Annotated in this window: 18 protein-coding genes and 1 tRNA gene; 14 read left to right on the top strand and 5 right to left on the bottom strand. The window is 63.4% G+C overall.

Going from position 1 to position 19,413, the window contains the following annotated elements; translation table 11 throughout:
- The first annotated feature begins 92 nt into the window (after window positions 1-92).
- Window positions 93-293 carry a hypothetical protein gene (locus GH665_RS03995; RefSeq protein WP_153134764.1) on the top strand — a complete coding sequence of 67 codons (201 nt, stop codon included), beginning with the start codon at window positions 93-95 and terminating at the stop codon, window positions 291-293.
- A gap of 76 nt (window positions 294-369) precedes the next feature.
- Here GH665_RS03995 and GH665_RS04000 read toward each other — a convergent pair.
- From GH665_RS04000 to pepN, 5 genes are all read right to left on the bottom strand, one after another.
- Window positions 370-445, bottom strand: a tRNA-Thr gene (locus GH665_RS04000).
- Between the two features lie 55 nt (window positions 446-500).
- A complete protein-coding gene (locus tag GH665_RS04005; RefSeq protein WP_153134765.1) occupies window positions 501-1,517 on the bottom strand; it encodes a class 1 fructose-bisphosphatase in 1,017 nt (338 codons plus the stop codon).
- A 121-nt stretch (window positions 1,518-1,638) separates the two neighbouring features.
- Entirely contained in the window at window positions 1,639-2,094 is a 456-nt protein-coding gene (locus GH665_RS04010) for a HigA family addiction module antitoxin (RefSeq protein ID WP_153134766.1), read from the bottom strand.
- Between the two features lie 16 nt (window positions 2,095-2,110).
- A complete protein-coding gene (locus GH665_RS04015; protein ID WP_153134767.1) occupies window positions 2,111-2,392 on the bottom strand; it encodes a type II toxin-antitoxin system RelE/ParE family toxin in 282 nt (93 codons plus the stop codon).
- A gap of 210 nt (window positions 2,393-2,602) precedes the next feature.
- A complete protein-coding gene (gene pepN / locus GH665_RS04020; RefSeq protein ID WP_153134768.1) occupies window positions 2,603-5,299 on the bottom strand; it encodes an aminopeptidase N in 2,697 nt (898 codons plus the stop codon).
- A 213-nt stretch (window positions 5,300-5,512) separates the two neighbouring features.
- Here pepN and GH665_RS04025 point away from each other — a divergent pair, with 213 nt between their 5' ends.
- The 13 genes from GH665_RS04025 (at window position 5,513) to GH665_RS04085 (ending at window position 19,407) form a co-directional block, all read left to right on the top strand.
- A complete protein-coding gene (locus tag GH665_RS04025; RefSeq protein WP_153134769.1) occupies window positions 5,513-6,220 on the top strand; it encodes a DUF4136 domain-containing protein in 708 nt (235 codons plus the stop codon).
- Between the two features lie 691 nt (window positions 6,221-6,911).
- A complete protein-coding gene (locus GH665_RS04030; RefSeq protein ID WP_153134770.1) occupies window positions 6,912-7,646 on the top strand; it encodes a beta-ketoacyl synthase chain length factor in 735 nt (244 codons plus the stop codon).
- On the top strand, window positions 7,630-8,424 hold the full coding sequence (locus GH665_RS04035) for a lysophospholipid acyltransferase family protein (protein WP_153134771.1): 795 nt from the start codon (window positions 7,630-7,632) through the stop codon (window positions 8,422-8,424). The genes GH665_RS04030 and GH665_RS04035 overlap by 17 nt, the downstream gene beginning before the upstream one ends.
- Window positions 8,399-8,698, top strand: coding sequence for a phosphopantetheine-binding protein (locus tag GH665_RS04040; protein ID WP_028200133.1), 300 nt, complete (start codon window positions 8,399-8,401; stop codon window positions 8,696-8,698). Before GH665_RS04035 ends, GH665_RS04040 begins: the two co-directional genes overlap by 26 nt.
- Window positions 8,699-8,700: 2 nt before the next feature.
- Entirely contained in the window at window positions 8,701-8,952 is a 252-nt protein-coding gene (locus tag GH665_RS04045; protein WP_028200132.1) for an acyl carrier protein, read from the top strand.
- Window positions 8,952-9,614: a COG4648 family protein gene (locus GH665_RS04050; RefSeq protein ID WP_153134772.1), complete on the top strand. Its 663-nt coding sequence runs from the start codon at window positions 8,952-8,954 to the stop codon at window positions 9,612-9,614. The genes GH665_RS04045 and GH665_RS04050 overlap by 1 nt, the downstream gene beginning before the upstream one ends.
- Entirely contained in the window at window positions 9,611-11,308 is a 1,698-nt protein-coding gene (locus GH665_RS04055; RefSeq protein ID WP_153134773.1) for an ApeI family dehydratase, read from the top strand. Before GH665_RS04050 ends, GH665_RS04055 begins: the two co-directional genes overlap by 4 nt.
- Window positions 11,308-13,068 carry a glycosyltransferase family 2 protein gene (locus tag GH665_RS04060; RefSeq protein WP_153138220.1) on the top strand — a complete coding sequence of 587 codons (1,761 nt, stop codon included), beginning with the start codon at window positions 11,308-11,310 and terminating at the stop codon, window positions 13,066-13,068. The genes GH665_RS04055 and GH665_RS04060 overlap by 1 nt, the downstream gene beginning before the upstream one ends.
- Entirely contained in the window at window positions 13,055-14,662 is a 1,608-nt protein-coding gene (locus GH665_RS04065; protein ID WP_153134774.1) for an HAL/PAL/TAL family ammonia-lyase, read from the top strand. Before GH665_RS04060 ends, GH665_RS04065 begins: the two co-directional genes overlap by 14 nt.
- Window positions 14,659-15,090 carry an acyl-CoA thioesterase gene (locus GH665_RS04070; protein WP_028200127.1) on the top strand — a complete coding sequence of 144 codons (432 nt, stop codon included), beginning with the start codon at window positions 14,659-14,661 and terminating at the stop codon, window positions 15,088-15,090. The genes GH665_RS04065 and GH665_RS04070 overlap by 4 nt, the downstream gene beginning before the upstream one ends.
- Window positions 15,078-15,776: a LolA family protein gene (locus GH665_RS04075; RefSeq protein ID WP_153134775.1), complete on the top strand. Its 699-nt coding sequence runs from the start codon at window positions 15,078-15,080 to the stop codon at window positions 15,774-15,776. Before GH665_RS04070 ends, GH665_RS04075 begins: the two co-directional genes overlap by 13 nt.
- The gene (locus tag GH665_RS04080; protein WP_153134776.1) at window positions 15,776-18,214 is read left to right on the top strand and encodes an MMPL family transporter; all 2,439 of its coding nucleotides are present in this window, start codon (window positions 15,776-15,778) and stop codon (window positions 18,212-18,214) included. The genes GH665_RS04075 and GH665_RS04080 overlap by 1 nt, the downstream gene beginning before the upstream one ends.
- A complete protein-coding gene (locus GH665_RS04085) occupies window positions 18,211-19,407 on the top strand; it encodes a beta-ketoacyl-[acyl-carrier-protein] synthase family protein (protein WP_153134777.1) in 1,197 nt (398 codons plus the stop codon). Before GH665_RS04080 ends, GH665_RS04085 begins: the two co-directional genes overlap by 4 nt.
- Window positions 19,408-19,413: the final 6 nt, after the last annotated feature.

The following is a 19,413-nucleotide window of genomic DNA, read 5'->3' on the forward strand; positions in this document are numbered from 1 at the left end:
TTGCAGCGATCCACGGCGTACGGTGCGCTGGCTAACGGACGCACCGGGCCTCGCGCGGAAGATGGCTGTCTTCGCCCCTCAGAGAGTTCACCATGGAAAACGCTGTCTACTGGAAAGGATGCCAGGTAGGAATCGAGTGTGCCGGCCGGATCTCGTGGTTTCCGTCGGCGCCGCAGGAAGCGGTGTTGGCGTATGACACGAAGCCGGCTGAGAACCTGATCGTTGCAGATGCAGTGGTCGCTCGCAATCTTGGCATGACCGCGCGAAGCGATCGATGGGACTTTGGCGGGTAGATTCCGCGGACTCATAAAGTCGCCGATAGAAAGCAAAAGCCCGGTCACGAGGACTGGGCTTTTTGCTTGAATCTTGTGGTGCCGGAAAGAGGAATCGAACCCCCGACCTTCGCATTACGAATGCGCTGCTCTACCGTCTGAGCTATTCCGGCATCAGGAGAAACGAGATTATAGGGACTTTTTTACGAACTTGGCAAGCCCCTGCGATTACTTTTTTGCTTCCAGATGGTAACGGGTGACGCGGTCGACTTCGTTCTTCGAGCCGAGGAACACCGCCACACGCTCGTGCAGGCTTTTCGGCTGGATGTCCAGAATGCGCTTCTCGCCGTTGGTCGCGGCGCCGCCCGCCTGCTCGACGATGAACGCCATCGGGTTCGCTTCGTACATCAGGCGCAGCTTGCCCGGCTTGTCCGGCGTGCGCTTGTCGGCCGGATACATGAAGACGCCGCCGCGGTTCAGGATACGGTGCACATCGGCCACCATCGACGCGATCCAGCGCATGTTGAAGTCGCTCTGGCGCGGACCTTCCTTGCCTGCCTTCAACTCGCCGATGTATTTCTCGACCGGGGGATACCAGTGGCGCTCGTTCGATGCGTTGATCGCGTATTCACGCGTCTCAACCGGAATGCGCATATCGCTTTGCGTGAGTACCCACGAACCCAGCTCACGGTCGAGCGTAAAGCAGTTCACGCCGTTGCCGGTGGTCAGCACCAGCACGGTTTGCGGGCCGTAAACCGCATAACCTGCCGCGACCTGCTGCGTGCCGGGTTGCAGGAACGACTGTTCGGTGGGTTGCTGGCCGTCCGGGCAGCGCAGCACCGAGAAGATCGTGCCGATCGAAACGTTGACGTCGATGTTCGACGAGCCGTCGAGCGGATCGAACACCAGCAGGTATTCGCCCTTCGGGTAGTTGGCCGGGATCGGGAAGAACTGTTCCATTTCCTCGGACGCCATGCCCGCGAGGTTGCCGCCCCATTCATTCGCTTCGAGCAGGATTTCGTTCGACAGGATGTCGAGCTTCTTCTGCACTTCGCCCTGAACATTTTCGCTGCCTGCCGTGCCGAGTGCGTCGCCCAGCGCGCCCTTGCTGACGTGGTAGCTGATCGCCTTGCATGCGCGCGCGACGACTTCAATCAGAAGGCGCAGGTCGGCCGGCAGGTTGTTGGTCTCGCGCTGCTGCTCGATCAGGTACTTTGTGAGAGTGGTACGACGTTGCAAAGCCATTGCTGTACTCCGGGAAGGCTTGAGGAATGTCTCGATTTTAACCGCTCGCCGTGTCGGTTCCGTGCTTTTGAGATGCAAGGGCCGGCGACGGGGCTGCCGGGCCCTGCAAAAGCCCGTGAATTCAGGCTTTGCGGCGAGCCTTGATGGCCGTGACATTGCCGGTGAGGCTCGCCGCAAGCGCTGCCGCCCGGGCGTGTTCGGCCGAGACTTTCGGCAGTTTCGGCCGGTTCGCCCTAGGCATCGGCTCGATCTCGCGTTCGATCTGCTCGCCGGCCGCGGCGGTGGCGATGCGCAGGTCGTACGCGATCTGCAGATTTAGCCAGAACTGCGCACTCGCGCCAAAGTAGCGTTCGAGCCGCAGTGCGGTGTCAGCCGAGATGGCGCGTTTGCCGCGCACGATGTCGTTGATGCGCGGCGCCGGTACACGCAGCGCAAGTGCGAGCGCATTGACGGACATGCCGAGCGGGTCGAGGAACTCGCTGCGCAGAATCTCCCCCGGGTGAGTCTCCGGGATGCTTTCTCCCGTGCCGATGTCGGAGAAGTCGATGCTGCCCAGATCGGAGCGTTTGATGACCATGCTGGTCTCCCAATAATCAGTGATAGTCGACAACTTCGACATTCAGCGCCGCCCCGTCGACAAAATGAAAACAGATGCGCCACTGCGCGTTGATGCGAATGCTCCACTGCCCGCTGCGCTGGCCTTGCAAGGTTTCGAGCCGGTTGCCCGGCGGCGCATGCAGGCTGCGGATGGACTCCGCGGCGTCGATCATCAGCAGCTTGCGGCGTGCGAGCGCCTGCATGTAGAGCGGCAGTGAATGCACGAACTTGCCCTGGAAGATTGCTGCCGCAGCCTTGTCGCCAAATGTCGTGATCATGGGATGATATAACGCGATGCGTTAAACGTAAACCGTTAAATGAATGCGTTTACTTTCACCCTGCCACGCCGGCATGAACAGTCGTCCAGACGGCTAACGTCGAGGACTGCAACGCCGCGCCACGGCGCAAATTCAAGACGCAAAAAAGCCGGCAACACGTGCCGGCTTTCCGCTGCGGGAAGCGTCTTCAGAAGCGCCTTCAGAAGAACCTCAGGCCAACGCTTTCTCCACGATCTCGCGCACGTCACGCGATTTCGCCTGCGACGCCACTTTCTCCAGCGCCGCGCGCATGCCGTCACGCAGCGCCGGCGTGAAGCGGCGCCACAGTTCCAGCGAACGGGCGAGGCGGGCGGCCACTTGCGGGTTGATGGCGTCGAGCGCGATCACCTGGTCGGCCCAGAACGCGTAGCCCGAGCCGTCTTCGGCGTGGAACTGCGCCGGGTTTGCCGCACAGAAGCTGAAAATCAGCGAGCGAGCGCGGTTCGGGTTCTTCAGGTTGAACGCCGGGTGCGCCATCAGCTTGCGCACGGTTTCGATCACCGGACGCTGTGCGCTGCCGCGCTGTGTGGCTTGCAAGGCGAACCACTTGTCGATGACGAGCGGCTCCTTTTCGAAGCGCCGGTAGAAGTCGTCCAGCGCCTGCTGCGCCTGAACGCTGCCGCCGTTCGCGGCCGATGCATTGAGCAACGTGGAGAGCGCCGCGGAGCGGTCGGTCATGTTGTTGGCGGTGTCGTATTGCGCGGACGCGAGGCGCACGGCTTCAGCCGGATCGTCCAGTTCCGCCAGATACGACAAGGCAAGATTCTTCAACGCGCGATGACCGGAAGCCTCCGGCGTGGCTTCGTAGGCGCCCGGCGTGCGGTGCTTCTCGTACACCGCAAGCCAGTCTTTCCTGAGCGCATTCGCGAGGCGCTTGCGCACGAATTGCCGCGCGGCGTGCACGGCCGCCGGATTCGATTCGGCCATCTGCTCAGCCAGATAGGCTTCCGACGGCAGCATCAACGCCAGCTCGCGGAAAGCGGGCGAGAGCGTTTCGTCGGTCAGCACACGGGCGAACGCGTCGACAACCGAGTCGTCGAGTTGCAGGGGCACGCCGGTAGCAGCGCGCCCGGCGAGCGTCAGCAACTCGCGGGTGGCGAGCCGCTGGCCGGCTTCCCAGCGGTTGAACGGATCGCTGTCGTGTGCGAGCAGGAACGCGAGCTGGTCGGCTGAATAGTCGTATTCGACAATCACCGGCGCCGAGAAATTGCGCAGCAACGAGGGCAGCGGTTCCTGCGCGACGTTGACGAACGTGAAGGTCTGTTCGGTCTGCGTGAATTCCAGTACGCGCGTGGTGGCGTCCGAAGCTTTGCTTTCGCCTTCCAGTTGCAGCGGCAGGTCGTGGCCGTCGTTGCCGATCAAACCGATCGCGAACGGAATCAGCAACGGCCCCTTTTGTGTTTCACGCGCGGACGGCGCTGCATCGCCATAAGCTTGCGTGAGCGTCATGCTATAGCGCTGTTGTGCGGCGTCGTACCTGGTACGGACCGAGACGCGCGGTGTGCCGGCCTGGCTATACCAGCGCTCGAATTGCGCGAGATCGCGGCCGTTCGCGTCGGCGAGCGCGTGACGGAAATCGTCGCACGTCACCGCCTGGCCGTCATGACGCTTGAAGTACAGGTCCATGCCCTTGCGGAAGCCGTCGCGGCCGAACAGCGTCTGATACATCCGCACGACTTCGGAGCCTTTTTCGTAGACCGTCATCGTGTAGAAGTTGTTGATTTCGACGTAGCTTTCCGGGCGCACCGGGTGCGCCATCGGACCCGCGTCTTCGGCGAACTGCATCTGGCGCAGCACGCGCACGTCTTCGATGCGTTTGGTGGCGCGTGCGGCTTCATCGGTCGCGCCGCCTGCCATGTCGGCCGAGAATTCCTGATCGCGGAACACCGTCAGGCCTTCTTTCAGGCTCAGCTGGAACCAGTCGCGGCACGTCACGCGGTTGCCGGTCCAGTTGTGGAAGTACTCGTGGCCGACCACCGCCTCGATGTTCGCGAAGTCGGTGTCGGTTGCCGTTTCGGGGTTCGCCAGCACGTACTTCGTGTTGAAGATGTTGAGCCCCTTGTTCTCCATTGCGCCCATGTTGAAGTCGCTCACCGCGACGATCATGAAGCGGTCCAGATCCAGCTCCAGCCCGAAACGCTGCTCGTCCCAGCGGATCGAGTTGATCAGCGAATCCATGGCGTGACGCGTCTTGTCCAGATCGTGCGGTTCGACCCACACCTGCAGCAGCTTTTCCTTGCCCGAGCCGCTCGTCACGCGTTCTTCGAGCGCAACCAGCTTGCCCGCGACCAGCGCGAACAGATAACTCGGCTTCCTGAACGGGTCTTCCCAGCGGGCGAAATGGCGGCCGTCCGGCAGATCGCCTTCTTCGAGCAGATTGCCGTTCGACAGCAGCACCGGATAGTCGGCCTTGCTGGCGCGCAGCGTGACCGTGAAGGTCGCCATCACGTCAGGGCGGTCGAGGAAATAAGTGATGCGACGAAAACCCTCGGCCTCACACTGCGTGAAGAAGTTGCCGCCCGACACATACAGGCCCGACAGCGTGGTGTTTTCCGCCGGATTGCAGATGCTGGTGAGCGTGAGTTCGAAGTTATCCGGCACGTTCTTGAGCGTGAGGCCGTGCTCGTGCGCATGCGCGCTGGCGAACGCGGCGCCGTCGATCGCGGCGCTGACGAACTCGAGTTGTTCGCCCATCAGTTCGAGATTCGAAGCGCGGGACGCGTCCGGGTTGCGGCGCACCCGCATCGTGTTCCTGACGACGGTGCGTTCGGGGACCAGATCGAACTCCAGCGCGACGGTGTCGATCAGGAAGGCGGGTGGCGCGTAGTCTGCGCGGCGAATCACATTGGGCGTTGCGGTATCGGCCATGGCGTTCTGTAGTGATGGGACTCGAGCCGTCACGCGTGCTCATGGCGCGCGAGCCGGGCTTGTCGAGCCATTGTACAAAGGCTCGGCGGATCGTGCGGGTCGAACTTTTTACCGAATTGCCAGGTCAGCGTATTATCGGACGCCCGCGCGGCAACGGCCGCGCGCCAACGAACCCGATCAGGACTGGCAATAACAGGCAACACGAGGTAGACCATGAAAACCAATCGATGGACCCGCCACGCCGCGCTGCTGCTGGGCGCGCTGACGGTGCTGCTGTCCGGCTGCACAAGCTACGTGACTTCCCAGGTCACGGCGTTTTCCGACTGGAGCGGCAGCGACGCCACCCGTACGTATGCCTTCACGCGGCCGGCGGATCAGAAGAGCAATCTCGAACTCACTACTTACGAACGTATCGTCTGCAACGAACTCGCCACGCACGCATTCCGTCAGGTCGACGCTTCAACGGCGCGCTACCTGGTCGGGCTGTCGTACGGGATTCGTTCGGACATGGTGACAGTCGCGCAGCCGGTGTATTACAGCCCCTGGCCGTCGCCGTACTGGGGCCGGCCGTTCGATCCGTGGGGCCCGTGGGGTCCATGGGGACCGTATCCGACGGCATACGTGAACCAGAGCTACCCGATTTTCACGCATCTGCTCGGCGTGCGGATCACCGAGCGTGCTAGCGGCAAGGAGGTCTATAACGTGACGGCGCGTAGCTCGGACGACGAGTCGTCGCTGGTGAGAGCCATGCCGTATCTGGCGCGCAGCGCGCTGGCCGACTTCCCGCTCGGCAATGGGGTGGTCCGTACGGTGAAGATTCCCGTCGACAAGAATGGCGGGATCTCGAACGAGGTCGCTACGACGAGCGCCTCACCGGCGGCTGCGCCGGCAGCGGCGTCGGGCGCGAAGGTCGTGCAGTAAGCGGAAGCGACGGGTCGTTACATCGAACGGCCTGCATTGCGATGCAGTAAAAAAACGGCCCGGCAGGTTGTTCCTGCCGGGCCGTTTGCTTTGCAAGCCCGGGTGTCTCCGATCGGGCGAGATCCGATAGCAGCAGGCACGACCTTGCAAAAATGGCTGAAGGGTAAGCGTCCGTAAGTCGTGAGTATGATTGACCGATCGCACTGAAGCATTGAAGTGTTCCGAAACGAAACACGAATTTTCGAAAGTTAGTTGAAAGTTTCGGCATCTATTGCTGTGTACCGATCGAGACCGCTCACCGCGAGCTTGTCCGCGAAGCTCGCGGCAAGTGGCTTTGCGGGCCGGTCGCCGGTCGTGCAAGGGCCGCCAGGCTTGCCTCTTTGAGTTTGTCCAGTGATCCGTCGCACCTGCGACACGGATACAGATAGATACGTCTTTTGTGGCTGATTTAATCCACAATATTCAGTATGATTCCGGCGACCGTAGGGAGCCTGAGCCAATCCGCAGATTAATTGTCAAAAGGCACCTAAATAATCGGGGCCACGTGCCGTTAAATCGCTGAACCTATATAACAAGATTGGATTGACCCCCGGCTGGAGATTGTCGTTCCGCGCGGCGCGCACACGCTGTGACGGTTGCATATTCCGTCAGTGGCCCTCAGCCCTCATCGCTTTTACGCGCGAACACCGATATGCCCGATCTGCACTGGACCATTCCGGTCGCTCGCTGGTCTAGCTGGCCTGCTGCCGCATCTGTCGCACCCGATATCGGCTTTATCGAGCCGATTGTGCGGCGTCGTCTGAGCACGCTGTCCAAGGTTGCCCTGAAGGTTGCACACGATTGCGTGGCGCAAGACGAGGTGCGGGTCGTGTTTGCTTCACGCCACGGCGAATTGCGGCGCACAACGGACATTCTGCGCCAGATCAGCGCGGGCGAACCGGTCTCGCCGACCGCCTTCAGCCTGTCGGTGCTGAACGCCATGACCGGCGTGTTCGGTATCGCGCGCGACGATCGCTCCGCTGCCAGCGCGATTTCGGCCGGCGCTCAGACGCTCGGTTATGCGCTGCTGGAAGCGTATGCGCAGTACGCAACGCAACCCGGCTCGCCGGTGCTGCTGGTATACGCCGACGAGCCGGCCGATCCTGCATACGGCACGATTGAAGACGAAGTGCAGGGCGGCGCGGTCGCGATCCTGCTGAACGGCGCAGCGGCGGCGGGGCAGTTGGCCTGCACGTTGTCCGGCGCGGGCGAGCCGGAGGCTGCAGAGACCGTGCAACCGGCAAACCCCGCAAGCGAGGCAGGCGCGGAGGAAAGTTTCGCGACCCAGAGCCAGGCGCTGCTGCACTGTCTGGAAACCGGCAAGCCTGCCGTCTGGCAAGGCGCCGGCGCCACCTGGCATTGGAGGTGGCATGAACAAGCGGTTTGATTATGTTTGGCGGTTCTGCGCGACAGGCATGGCCTTCGTCGTGTTTGGCGTCTGCGGCCTGCTGTTTTCGGTGCTGGTGTTCCCGCTCGCGTGGCTATGGCCGCACCGGGCCTCGCGCCAGCTTGCAGTGACAACAGTGATCCACTGGTTCTTCCGCGCACTGGTTGCGGTATTGCGGTACATCGGCGTGATGGAGCTCGAGGTGTCGGGCGCGCACGCATTGCGCGCGGGCGCCCCGGCAATCGTGGTCGCGAACCACCCGACCTACCTCGACGTGATGGTGCTGTTGTCGCTCACGCCGCGGGCCTGTTGCGTGGTGAAAAACGCGCACTGGGGCAACCCGTGTTTCTGGGGAATCGTGCGTTCGGCGGAGTATGTGAGCAATGCCGATCCCTCGGAACTCGTCGAAGCCGGCGCGCGGCAGCTCGCAGCGGGCTACACGATGATCATTTTTCCCGAAGGCACGCGCAGCCCCGCGCCGAACCGGCTGCACGCGTTTTCACGCGGTTTCGCGCACATGGCGTTGAAGGTCGGTGCGCCGATCGTGCCGGTTCTGATGGATTGCGATCCGCCGGCATTTACGAAGCAGATGCGCTGGTACGACGTGCCGGCGCGCGCGTTCCGGATACGCGTGAACGTGCTCGAGCCGTTCGGCGTCGAGCAACTTGCGGACCATGACACTTCACCGTCTCTCGCGGCGCGCAGTGTGACCAGCGCCATCGAAGCACATATCACCCAGCACCTGTTCGATTATGGATTCTTTAAAACTGGAAATTAAACAGCTCCTGATCGAAGCCCTCGATCTGGAGGACCTGAGCCCGGCCGATATCGACGACGATGCACCGTTGTTCGATACCGACGGCATCGGTCTCGATTCGATCGACGCGCTCGAAATCGGCATCGTGCTGCGCAAACAATACCAACTGACCATCGCAGCGAACGACGAACGCACCCGCGAACACTTCCGCTCGATCAGCACGCTGGCCGCGCTGGTTGCGAGTCAACGCGAAACGGTGGACGCTGTGAACGAAACCACAAAAAAAGGGGATTAATCGTGTCCGAGGCAGAGATTCTTGAACGCATCCGCGCCATCTTCAAAGAGAACTTCGCGATCGAGCCGGAGCGCGTGACGCCCGAGGCGCACCTCTTCGAAGAACTCGATCTCGACAGCATCGACGCCGTGGACCTTGCGATCAAACTGCAGGAAATGACCGGCCGCCGGATCAAGCCGGAAGAGTTCAAGTCGGTACGCACGGTCGGCGATGTGATCGTTGCGGTCGAGTCGCTGCTGGCGGCACAGGGCTGATGCCATCCGTGCGCTCGCGAATGCAAGCGGCGACGAGCGAGCCTGTCGAGGTATCGTCCGGTGCTCAGCGCCACTGGGCCAAAGCGGCGCTGCAGCTCCTGTTGAAACTCGCGTATCCCGCGTTGATTCTGTGCGCCTGGCGCTGGGACACGCCGCGCTACATCGGCTGCATGCTGTTTGCGATTCTGTGGCTGCAGCGCTGGGCCGGCAGCGGTCCGGTCGCGACCTCGTTGCGCCGGCTTTCGTCGATAGATTGGACCGTGGTCGGCTTGCTGAGCTGCGCCTCGGCGGCGATCGTGTTCACCAACAGCGAGTTGTTACTGCGCCTCTATCCGTCGCTCGTCAATCTGGGGCTGCTGATCGCGTTCGGCGCGACGCTCGTGCGCGGGCCGTCGATGATCGAAAAATTCGCGCGGCTGGGCAATCCGAACCTGTTGCCAGGTGCCGTGCGCCATACGCGGCGCGTGACCCAGGTATGGTGTGCTTTCTTCGCGCTGAACGGCGTGTTCTCCGCTTATACAGCGCTGTACTGGAGCCGTGCGAGCTGGTCGCTCTATAACGGCGCGATCGCTTATGGATTGATCGGCGTGCTGCTGGTAGCCGAGATTATCTGGCGTTATCTGGTGGTGCTGCCGCGAGCCGCGCGTTCGGAGGCGGCATGATTGCGTTGCATGATTTGTTGTCGGCGGCCCTTGAGGCCTCCGTCGCGAATGCACCGGTATGCCGCGACGGCGCCACGGTGCTCGACCGTGCTGCGTTTCGCGCGCGCGTTTCAGCGCTGGTCGCGTTACTGCAAGCGCAAAATGCGCAACGCTACGCGCTGTGTATCGACGATCCGTTCGATTTCGCCTGCGCGCTGTTTGCGTTGTTCGCATGCGGCAAGGAGCCGGTGATTCCGGCCAACGCGACACCGGGCTATCTCGCCGATCTCGCCGACGCGTACGACGCCGTGCTGACCGACGCCGACCTGCCGCATCGTATGCAGGACGCCGATGCGGTACCCGGGCCGGCCACCCATACGATCGATCCGCACGCCCCGTTGACGCTCTATACCTCCGGCAGCAGCGGTATCCCCAAACCGATCCGCAAGTCACTCGCGCAATTCAATGCCGAAGTGCACACGCTCGAAAAGCAGTGGGGCGTGCTGGTCGGCAATGCGACGATGCTTGCGAGCGTGCCGCATCATCACATCTACGGTTTGCTGTTTCGCATAATGTGGCCGCTCGCAGCGGGCCGCGCCTTTGACCGCGCGATCAGTATCGAGCCGATGCATTTGCAGGCGCAGATCGAGCAGTGTGGGGCGACGGTGGTCGTCTCCACGCCCGCTCAATTGTCGCGTTGGCCCGCGTTGCCAGGCTTCGCCGCGTTGACGCCGGCACCGCGCGCATTCTTCTCTTCAGGTGGCCCGCTTGCCTCGGAAGCCGCGCAGGAATATGCGGCTGCCTACGGTGCCGCGCCGCTCGAAATCTACGGCAGTACGGAAACCGGCGGCATTGCGTGGCGTCGTCAGGATCAAACCGATGCCTGGCAACCGGTGAGCGGCATCGAAGTGCGCTGCGACGAAGACGGTGCGCTGAACGTTCGCTCGCCGCATCTCGATCACACCGGCTGGCATCGTACGGACGACAAGATCGCGTTCGACGCCGAGGGCCGCTTCCGCCTGCAGGGCCGGCTCGATCGTGTGCTCAAGCTGGATGGCAAGCGCGTGTCTCTGCCGGAGCTCGAAGCGCGTCTCGCACTGCATCCGTATGTCGCGCAAGCGGCGATCGTGCCGCTGGAAGGTGCCTCGCGCGAGCGCGTCGGTGCCGTGGTGGCGCTCACTGAAGCCGGCAGCGAAGCATTGCGCACCGAAGGCCGTGTGCAATTCGCGAAGATCTTGCGTCGGCATCTCGCTGCGTATTTCGATGTGGTGGTGCTGCCGCGCCATTGGCGTTTTCGCCTCGCATTGCCGTTCGACGCGCGCGGCAAACTGCCGGTGGCGGCGCTCGCTGCGGCGTTCGCGCCGCGCGCGGACGGCATGGAAATGCTTGCCGAAGCCCGCAGCGTCGATACCTTGCACTACGAATTACGCGTGCCGCCCACGCTCGTGCATTTCGCCGGCCATTTCCCCGGTTTGCCGATTCTGCCGGGTGTCGTTCAGGTGCACTGGGCCGTGCATCTGGCTGCCGAGCATGTGCCGGCCGTGAGCGCGCTGGCATCGATCGACCGGCTCAAGTTCATGGCGCCGGTGCCCCCTGGCGCGGTGCTGAATCTCACGCTCGCGCACGACGCAGCACGTGGACGCGTGCAGTTCAGCTACCGGTTGAGCGGGCGTGAATGCGCGTCCGGCGTGATCGTGTATCGGGAGGCTGCATGATGAGCATCGCTGCATGCATCGTGATTCCGATTTACAACCACAAGGACGCGATCGGCGCGACCGTTGCGCACCTCGCGGTGCACGGCTTGCCGATCTTTGTTGTCGACGATGGCAGCGATGAGGCGACCCAACAGGTGCTCGCCGCACTCGCGCAACAATACGCAGGGCAGCTCACGCTGCTGCGTTTGCCGGTCAACGGCGGCAAGGGTGCGGCGGTGATGGCGGGGCTGCGTGCCGCGCGCGCCGCGGCTTACACGCATGCGCTGCAGATCGATGCCGACGGTCAGCACGATGCGACGGATGTGCCACGCTTCATCGAAGCGGCGCGTGCGGAACCGGGTGCGGTGATCCTCGGTCGCCCGGTCTATGACGAGAGCGTGCCGAAATCGCGCCTTTATGGCCGTTATCTGACGCACGTATGGGTGTGGATCGAAACGCTCTCGCTGACGATTCGCGATTCGATGTGCGGCTTTCGCCTTTATCCACTGGCGCTGGCCTGCGAGCTGATCGACAGCGTGCAACTGCCGACCCGCATGGACTTCGACATCGAAATTCTCGTGCGTCTCTACTGGCGGCGCGCGGCCTTCCGCTCGATCCCAACGCGCGTCACGTATGCAAGCGACGGCGTCTCGCATTTCGATGTGCTGTGGGACAACGTGCGTATCAGCCGCAGTCATACGCGGCTCGTGTTCGGCATGCTGTGGCGTCTGCCGATGCTGCTCGCGCACAAGGTGATGCCACGCCGCGCGGCTGTTGCAAGTGAGCCGGATCAGCCGGGTGAACCGGGCAAGCCGGCCGGGTCGCGCGAACAGAATCAGCAAGACTGGTGGCGCATCGCCGAACGCGGCAGCCACCTGGGCATGTCCTTGCTCGCGCTCAGTTGCAAGCTGTTCGGCCGCCGTTTCACCGCGCTCTGGCTGCATCCGATCGTCGCGTATTTTCTGCTCACGGGCCGTGCCGCGCGCGAGGCGTCGAGCAATTACTTCACGCATCTCAGTCAAACCGCGCCGCACGGCGATACGCCGCGTCCGGGTTGGCTGTCCGCCTATCGCCATATGCTGGCGTTCGCGCAATCGGGCTTCGACAAGCTGGCGGCATGGTCCGGCCGTGTCAACAACGGCGACGTCAAATTCGAAGATCCGTCGGCATTCGAAGCCCTGGTCGCGAGCGGCAAGGGTGCGCTCGTGATCGGTGCGCATCTCGGCAATCTGGAAATGACTCGTGCGCTCGCCGCGCAAGGCGCCTACGCGAAAGTCACCGCCGTGGTCTACACCGAACACGCGCGGCGCTTCAATAGCGTGCTGGCGTCGGCGAATAGCCAGTTCGCGCGGCATCTGCTCGAAGTCAGCGACTTCGGTCCGGAGACCGCCATGATGATGCAGGAGCGCGTCGACTCGGGCGAGTTGCTGGTGATCGTCGGCGATCGCGTGCCGGCTCATGAAGCGGGACGCACGATCGATGCGCAATTTCTCGGCTCGACCGCTCCGTTCGCGCAAGGCCCCTACGTGCTGGCGCATGCGCTGGGCTGCCCGGTCTATCTGTTCTTCTGCCTGAAAGAGCGTGATGGTTACCGTCTGTACTTCGAACCGTTTGCCGAGCGCATCGAGTTGCCACGCCGTGAACGCACGCAGCATCTTGCGGCGTGGGCGCAGCGTTACGCCGCGCGGCTCGAACACTATTGCCGTAAGGCACCTTATCAATGGTTCAATTTCTTCGACTTCTGGGCCAGCCCCAAGCGAGGCACACATGGCCGAACATGATCTGATCGACGCACCGAATGCCAGCGCGAATGAGAACACCCGCGCAAACACGGCGGCCGTGACGATCGGCGGGCGCAAGCTGACGATCGAAGAGGTCGTCGCGATTGCCCAGCACCGCTTGCCGGTTGCATTGAGCGCCGATCCGGCGTGGCGCGCACGCATTCAGCGCGGCGCGGATTTTCTGCGCCGGCATCTGGCAGCGGGCGCGACCGTGTACGGCGTCAACACCGGCTATGGCGACGCATGCGTGGTCGACGTGCCGATGGAACTCGTCGAGGCCTTGCCGCTGCAACTGACGCGCTACCACGGCTGCGGAATGGGTCAGTATCTCGACGATGCGCAAACGCTCGCGGTGATCGCCGCGCGTCTGAACTCGCTCGCGTACGGTTTCTCCGGCGTGCGTCCCGTGTTGCTCGAGCGTCTCGCCGATCTGATCAATCATCGCGTGCTGCCGCGTATTCCGTCCGAAGGTTCGGTTGGTGCAAGCGGCGATCTGACGCCGCTCTCGTATGTGGCCGCCGCGCTTGCCGGCGAGCGCGACGTGATGTTCGAGGGCGCGTTGCGCAATGTGCGCGAGGTATGGACCGAACTCGGTCACACACCCTTGACGCTCGCGCCGAAAGAAGGTCTCGCGCTGATGAACGGCACCGCGGTGATGACGGGCCTCGCGTGTCTCGCCTTCGCGCGTGCGGATCATCTGACGCGCCTGAGCGCGCGTCTCACGGCGCTCTCTACCGTGGCGCTCGACGGTCGCGCCGCGCATTTTGATGCAACGCTGTTCGAGGTGAAACCGCACGTAGGCCAGGCCGAAGCCGCCGCATGGATTCGCAGCGATCTGAGCGGGCGCGACGATACGCCGGGGCATCGTCTGCAAGACCGCTACTCGATTCGCTGTGCGCCGCATGTGATCGGCGTCGCTCGCGATGCGTTGTCGTGGGTGCGCCGCGATGTCGAGAACGAACTGAACAGCGCGAACGACAACCCGTTGATCGATCCCGACAACGAGCGCGTGCTGCACGGCGGCAACTTCTACGGCGGCCATATCGCGTTCGCGATGGACTCGCTGAAAGTCGCGGTCGCCAATCTTGCCGATCTGATGGACCGGCAACTCGCGCTGCTGGTCGACGTGAATTTCAATAACGGCTTGCCGCGCAACCTGTCGGGCGCGGCTCCTGCGCGCGCCGCGATCAATCACGGTTTCAAGGCGGTGCAGATTTCATCGTCCGCATGGACCGCCGAAGCGTTGAAGAACACGATGCCCGCGAGCGTGTTCTCGCGTTCGACCGAGGCGCACAATCAGGACAAGGTCAGCATGGGCACGATCGCGGCGCGCGACTGTTTGCGCGTGCTGGAGTTGACCGAGCAGGTCGCCGCCGCGCATACGCTAGCAACGGTGCAAGCGGCCCGTCTGCGCTTGAAGATCGACAGCAGCACGCCGGTTCCCGTACCGCTGCAAACCTTTATCGATAGCGTGACGGCGCACTCGCCGTTCGTCGACGAAGACCGCGCGCTGGAAAGCGATCTGCGCGCGCTGACCGCACGCATCGCCGCATGCGATTTGCTGCACGACTATCGCGGAGGCTCGAACGCATGACCGGCTCCCCTAAGGTGCTGACAGCCAGCGCGACGGTCGAAGTGCCGTTTCACGACGTCGACGCGATGAACGTGTGCTGGCATGGCCACTATCTGAAGTACTTCGAGATCGGCCGCGCGGCGCTGTTACGCACGTTCGACTACGATTACCGCGAGATGCAGGCTTCGGGTTACCTATGGCCCATCGTGGAGGCGCATCTGAAGTATGTGCGCCCGGCCACCTACGGCCAGGCGATCGAAGTACGCACGCAACTGCTCGAACACGAAAACCGCCTGAAAATAGGCTATGAAATCGTCGATTGTGCATCCGGTACACGGCTGACGAAGGGTTACACGATCCAGGTCGCGGTCGACGCCGCGACCCAGGAATTGCAGTTCGTGTCGCCGCCGGTCGTGTTCGAAAAGCTGGAGCGCGTATGGGGACGATGAACTTGCGCAGCAGGGTAGCGGGCACCGCCGCGTGGCTCGTGCTGGGCACGTTGACCCTGGTTGGCGTATCAGGCCTGACAGCCTGGCCGACAGTAGCGTTTGCGGTAGAGGCAACGCAGGCCGCCGGTAACCCGGCGCTGGTTTCGCAAATCGCCTCCCATCTTGCACAAGCCAAAGGCGTGCGCGCGCAATTCACGCAGACGCAGACGCTCGCCGCGATGAAGCAACCGCTCGTCAGCACCGGCTCGCTGCTGTTCTTCCGCGAGCGTGGCGTGATCTGGCAGATCGAGACACCGTACAAGGCCACCTACGTGATCACCGATGCGGGCGTGACCGAAATCAACGCCAACGGTCAGCGCGTAACGGCTCGCAGTGCTCAGGGCACGCGCGGCGTCGCTCAGGTCTCGAAGATGATGCGCGCGATGCTCGGCGGCGATCTGTCGGCGCTGTATTCGCAATTCGACGTGCAGGCCGAAGGCAGCGCCGCGCAGTGGCGCATGCAACTCACGCCAAACCAGCCGCAGATTGCGCAGTCGATCAAAGGCTTGCAGATGAATGGCGGCGACTATCTGCAAAGTCTGCGCATCACGCTCGCGAACGGCGACGTCACGAAGCTCGATTTTGCAAAAAGTGCGGCAGTAAGCGAGCCGACGCCGGCTGAGCGCAGCCTGTTCGGAGTGCCGTAATGCAGGTGCTGCGCCAGCGGTCCGCGAAACAGGCGTGGGGCATACGCGCCGCGTGGCTGCTGCTCGCGCTCGCCGCGGCGCTTTACTGTGGCTGGCGTTTCGCCGGACCTTCGCCGTTGCAGACCAATCTGCTGGTGTTGCTGCCTGCCACCGAGGCGGATCCGGTCGCCGAAAAGGCGGTCGACACGCTGGCAGGTGCGCTTGGCGACCGCACGGTTTTTCTCGTCACCAGCAATGACGACGCGCATGCGAAGGCGGCCGCAAAACAGCTCGGCGCGTCGTTGCAGAAGAGCGGGGCGTTCGGCTCGGTGACGGCGGAATTGCCACCGTTCGATCTGTCGCAGATCGCGGCGCTGTATCTGCCTTATCGTTTCGGTCTGCTGACACCTGCCGACCGCGCGACGCTCGCGCAGAGCAGTGCTTTGAATGCGAGCTTGCGCGACGCGCTCGCGCAGCGTATCTACAGCCCGTTGCGCGGTGCGCTGAGCACGTCGCTCGCCGACGATCCGTTCGGCTGGCTCGAACACTGGCTCGGCGGCTTGCCGCTCGCCACGTCGAATCTCGAACTCGAAGACAACATGCTGGTGTCGCATCGCGGCGCCGCGACGAGTGTGCTGATCGTCGCCACGCTGCCAGGTTCGGCTTACGAATCGAAGACCCAGCGTGCCGTGCTCAGCGCGCTCGCGCACGGCGAGAGCGCATTGAAGCAGGCGTTCCCCGACGTGTCGGTAGCGAGAACCGGTGCGGTGTTTTACGCGGAATCGGCGCGCAGCGCATCGGAGCGCGAGGTGCACCTGATCGGCATCGCGTCGCTGTGCGGGATTGCGCTGTTGATGATGTGGGTGTTCCGCTCGCCGCGGCTATTGCTGCTGGGTTTTGTCTCGACAGCGCTCGGCATTGTCTGCGCGCTCGCGGCGACGATGCTGGTGTTCGGCCAATTGCATCTGTTGACGCTGGTATTCGGCGCGAGCCTGATCGGCGAGGCGGTCGATTACTCGATTCAGTATTTCGTGGTCTATCTTGGCGCGGGCCGTGATTGGGATTCGCGCCGCGGTGCGCGCGCGGTACGTCCGGCCTTGACGGTTGCCCTTGCCACCAGCCTGCTCGGCTACGCGATTCTCATGTGGGTGCCGTTTCCCGCGCTCAAGCAAATTGCCTGCTTCGCGATGGTGGGGATTACGACGGCGTTTGCCTCCGTGCTGTGCCTGTTGCCCGCGCTGCTCACGCGGCCGCCGAAACGCAGCCCGCAGCGCCTGTTTGCTGGCGCGGCGCGGCTGCTGACGGTTTGGCATCGGACGATCGGCGGCAAGCGCGCATGGTTCGTCGCGGCGCTGCTGCTGATCGTGGCGATTCCCGGCTGGCTGCGTTTGACGAGCGACGACGATATCCATTTGCTGATCCAGCGTGATCCTTCGCTGGTCGCGCAGGAAGACAAGGTACGCGCGGCGGTTGGCGTGGATAACAGCGCACAGTTTTTTGTGGTCCGTGGCGAGACGCCGGAGATCGTGCTGCAACGGGCCGAAGCGCTGGGTGCGAAGCTCGACGAACTGAACGGCACCGCGAACAGGGTCGGCACTTATCAGTCGGTGGCGCAGTTCGTGCCGTCCACGAAACAGCAGAACGAAGACCGTGCATTGCTCGCGCAGCACGTCTTCAACGATCCCGCGGCATTGCGTGCGCTGCTGCTGCAGGCCGGGTTCAAGGACGAAGTCGCTGACGCCTGGCTTGCCGCGCAGGCGAAACCGCAACCGCTGCTCACCGTCGATACGTGGCTCGCCACACCGTGGTCACGGCCGTACCAACATCTGTGGCTAGGCGTTGTCGACCCGGCTACCAGAGCGTATGCAGCCGTTGTGATTCCGCAAGGCGTGACGCCACAGAACGAACCCGCGCTGATCGCCATCGCGCGGACGGTTTCCGGCGTCGTATTCGTCGACAAGGCGGCGAGCGTGTCGAAACTGTTCGGCGAGTATCGCGTGGACAGCGGCTGGTGGCTCGGCGGCGCGCTGGCGCTCGTGCTCGTTTTGTTGATTCTGCGATACGCCCGGAAGGACGTTTCTGTGGGGGACCGGTTGCGCGGCGGCATCGCCGTGACGCTGCCGGTGTTGCTCGCGGTCGGCGTCACGCTCGCGGTGTTCGGTTACGTTCACGTGCCGCTCAATCTTTTCAATTGGCTCGCGCTGATGCTGGTGCTCGGTGTAGGCGCAAACTATGCGGTATTCCTGCGCGAAGGCTGTTTGCGCGCGGACGCCGATCTCGGCGCGGTGTGGACGGGCGTGCTGCTCTCGGCTGCCACCACGTTGTTGTCGTTCGGCATGCTCGGCATGAGCGCGATGCCTGCGCTAAGGAGTTTCGGCGCCACGCTCGCACTCGGCATCGCGGTGTCGGTGCTGCTTGCGCCGATCGGCATGCCATCGGAATCAAGGAGGGCCGCATGAAGGCGCCATCAGTTTATTTGCATGCGCTCGGCATGATCAATGCGCTCGGCAACGGCCTCGACGCGATCGTTCCGGCGCTTGCCGCCGCTCACGCACCCGGTATGGCGAACGCGCACACCGGCATTGGCGAAGCGTTTGTCGGCAGCGTGCTCGCACCGCTCGATCTGGCGCCGCCGGCCGCGCTCGCGCGTTACGACTGCCGTAATAACCGCTTGCTGCTGGCCACGCTGGAGCAGATCGCACCGGCAGTCGCTGCGGCGCGCGAGCGTTACGGCGCGCATCGGATCGGTGTGGTGCTCGGCACCAGCACGTCGGGGATCGAAGCGGCCGAAGCCGCGTTCGTTTACCAGGCGCAAGCGGGCAACCTGCCCCCCAACTTCAATTACCGGCAGATGGAGATCGGCACCGTCGCGCCATTTGCCGCCGCCGTGCTCGGCGTGCAGGGTCCGGCGTTCACGATCTCGACCGCTTGTACGTCGAGTGCGAAGGCTTTTGCGTCAGCGCGCCGGCTGCTGCAATTACGGCTCTGCGATGCGGTGGTGGTGGGGGGCGTCGATTCGTTGTGCGAGCTGACGGTGCAAGGTTTCGCCTCGCTCGAATCGACCAGCGCCATGCGTACCAATCCGATGAGCCGCAATCGCTGCGGGATCAACGTCGGCGAAGGCGCCGCGGTGTTCCTGATGAGCCGCGACGAAGCGGAAGTACGGCTCGCGGGCGTCGGCGAATCGAGCGACGCCCATCACATTTCCTCGCCGGACCCGCAGGGTGTGGGCGGCGAACTCGCGTTGCACGCGGCGTTGGCCGACGCGGGCATCGCGTCGTCGGCGATCGGCTATGTGAATCTGCATGCCACCGCTACGCGCAAGAACGACGACATGGAAGCGAAATTGATGGCGCGTGTTTTTCCCGCAGGCGTGGCGACGAGCGGCACCAAACCGCTGACCGGCCATCAACTCGGCGCGGCGGGTGCCACCGAACTGGCCTTCGCGTGGCTGACGCTGGCGCGCGCGAACGAGGCCCAACCCGTGCCGCTGCCGCGTCATGTGTGGGACGGCGAGGCCGACCCCGCTTTGCCGGCCCTGGACCTGGTCGAAACCGAACGTTTTCTGCCGCACGGCGCGGGGTCGCAGTACGTGATGAGTAATTCGTTTGCGTTTGGCGGCAGCAATGTCAGCCTGATCCTCGGACGGTGACCACGC

It is taken from the genome of Paraburkholderia agricolaris (genome assembly GCF_009455635.1).
Taxonomy (GTDB): Bacteria; Pseudomonadota; Gammaproteobacteria; order Burkholderiales; family Burkholderiaceae; genus Paraburkholderia; species Paraburkholderia agricolaris.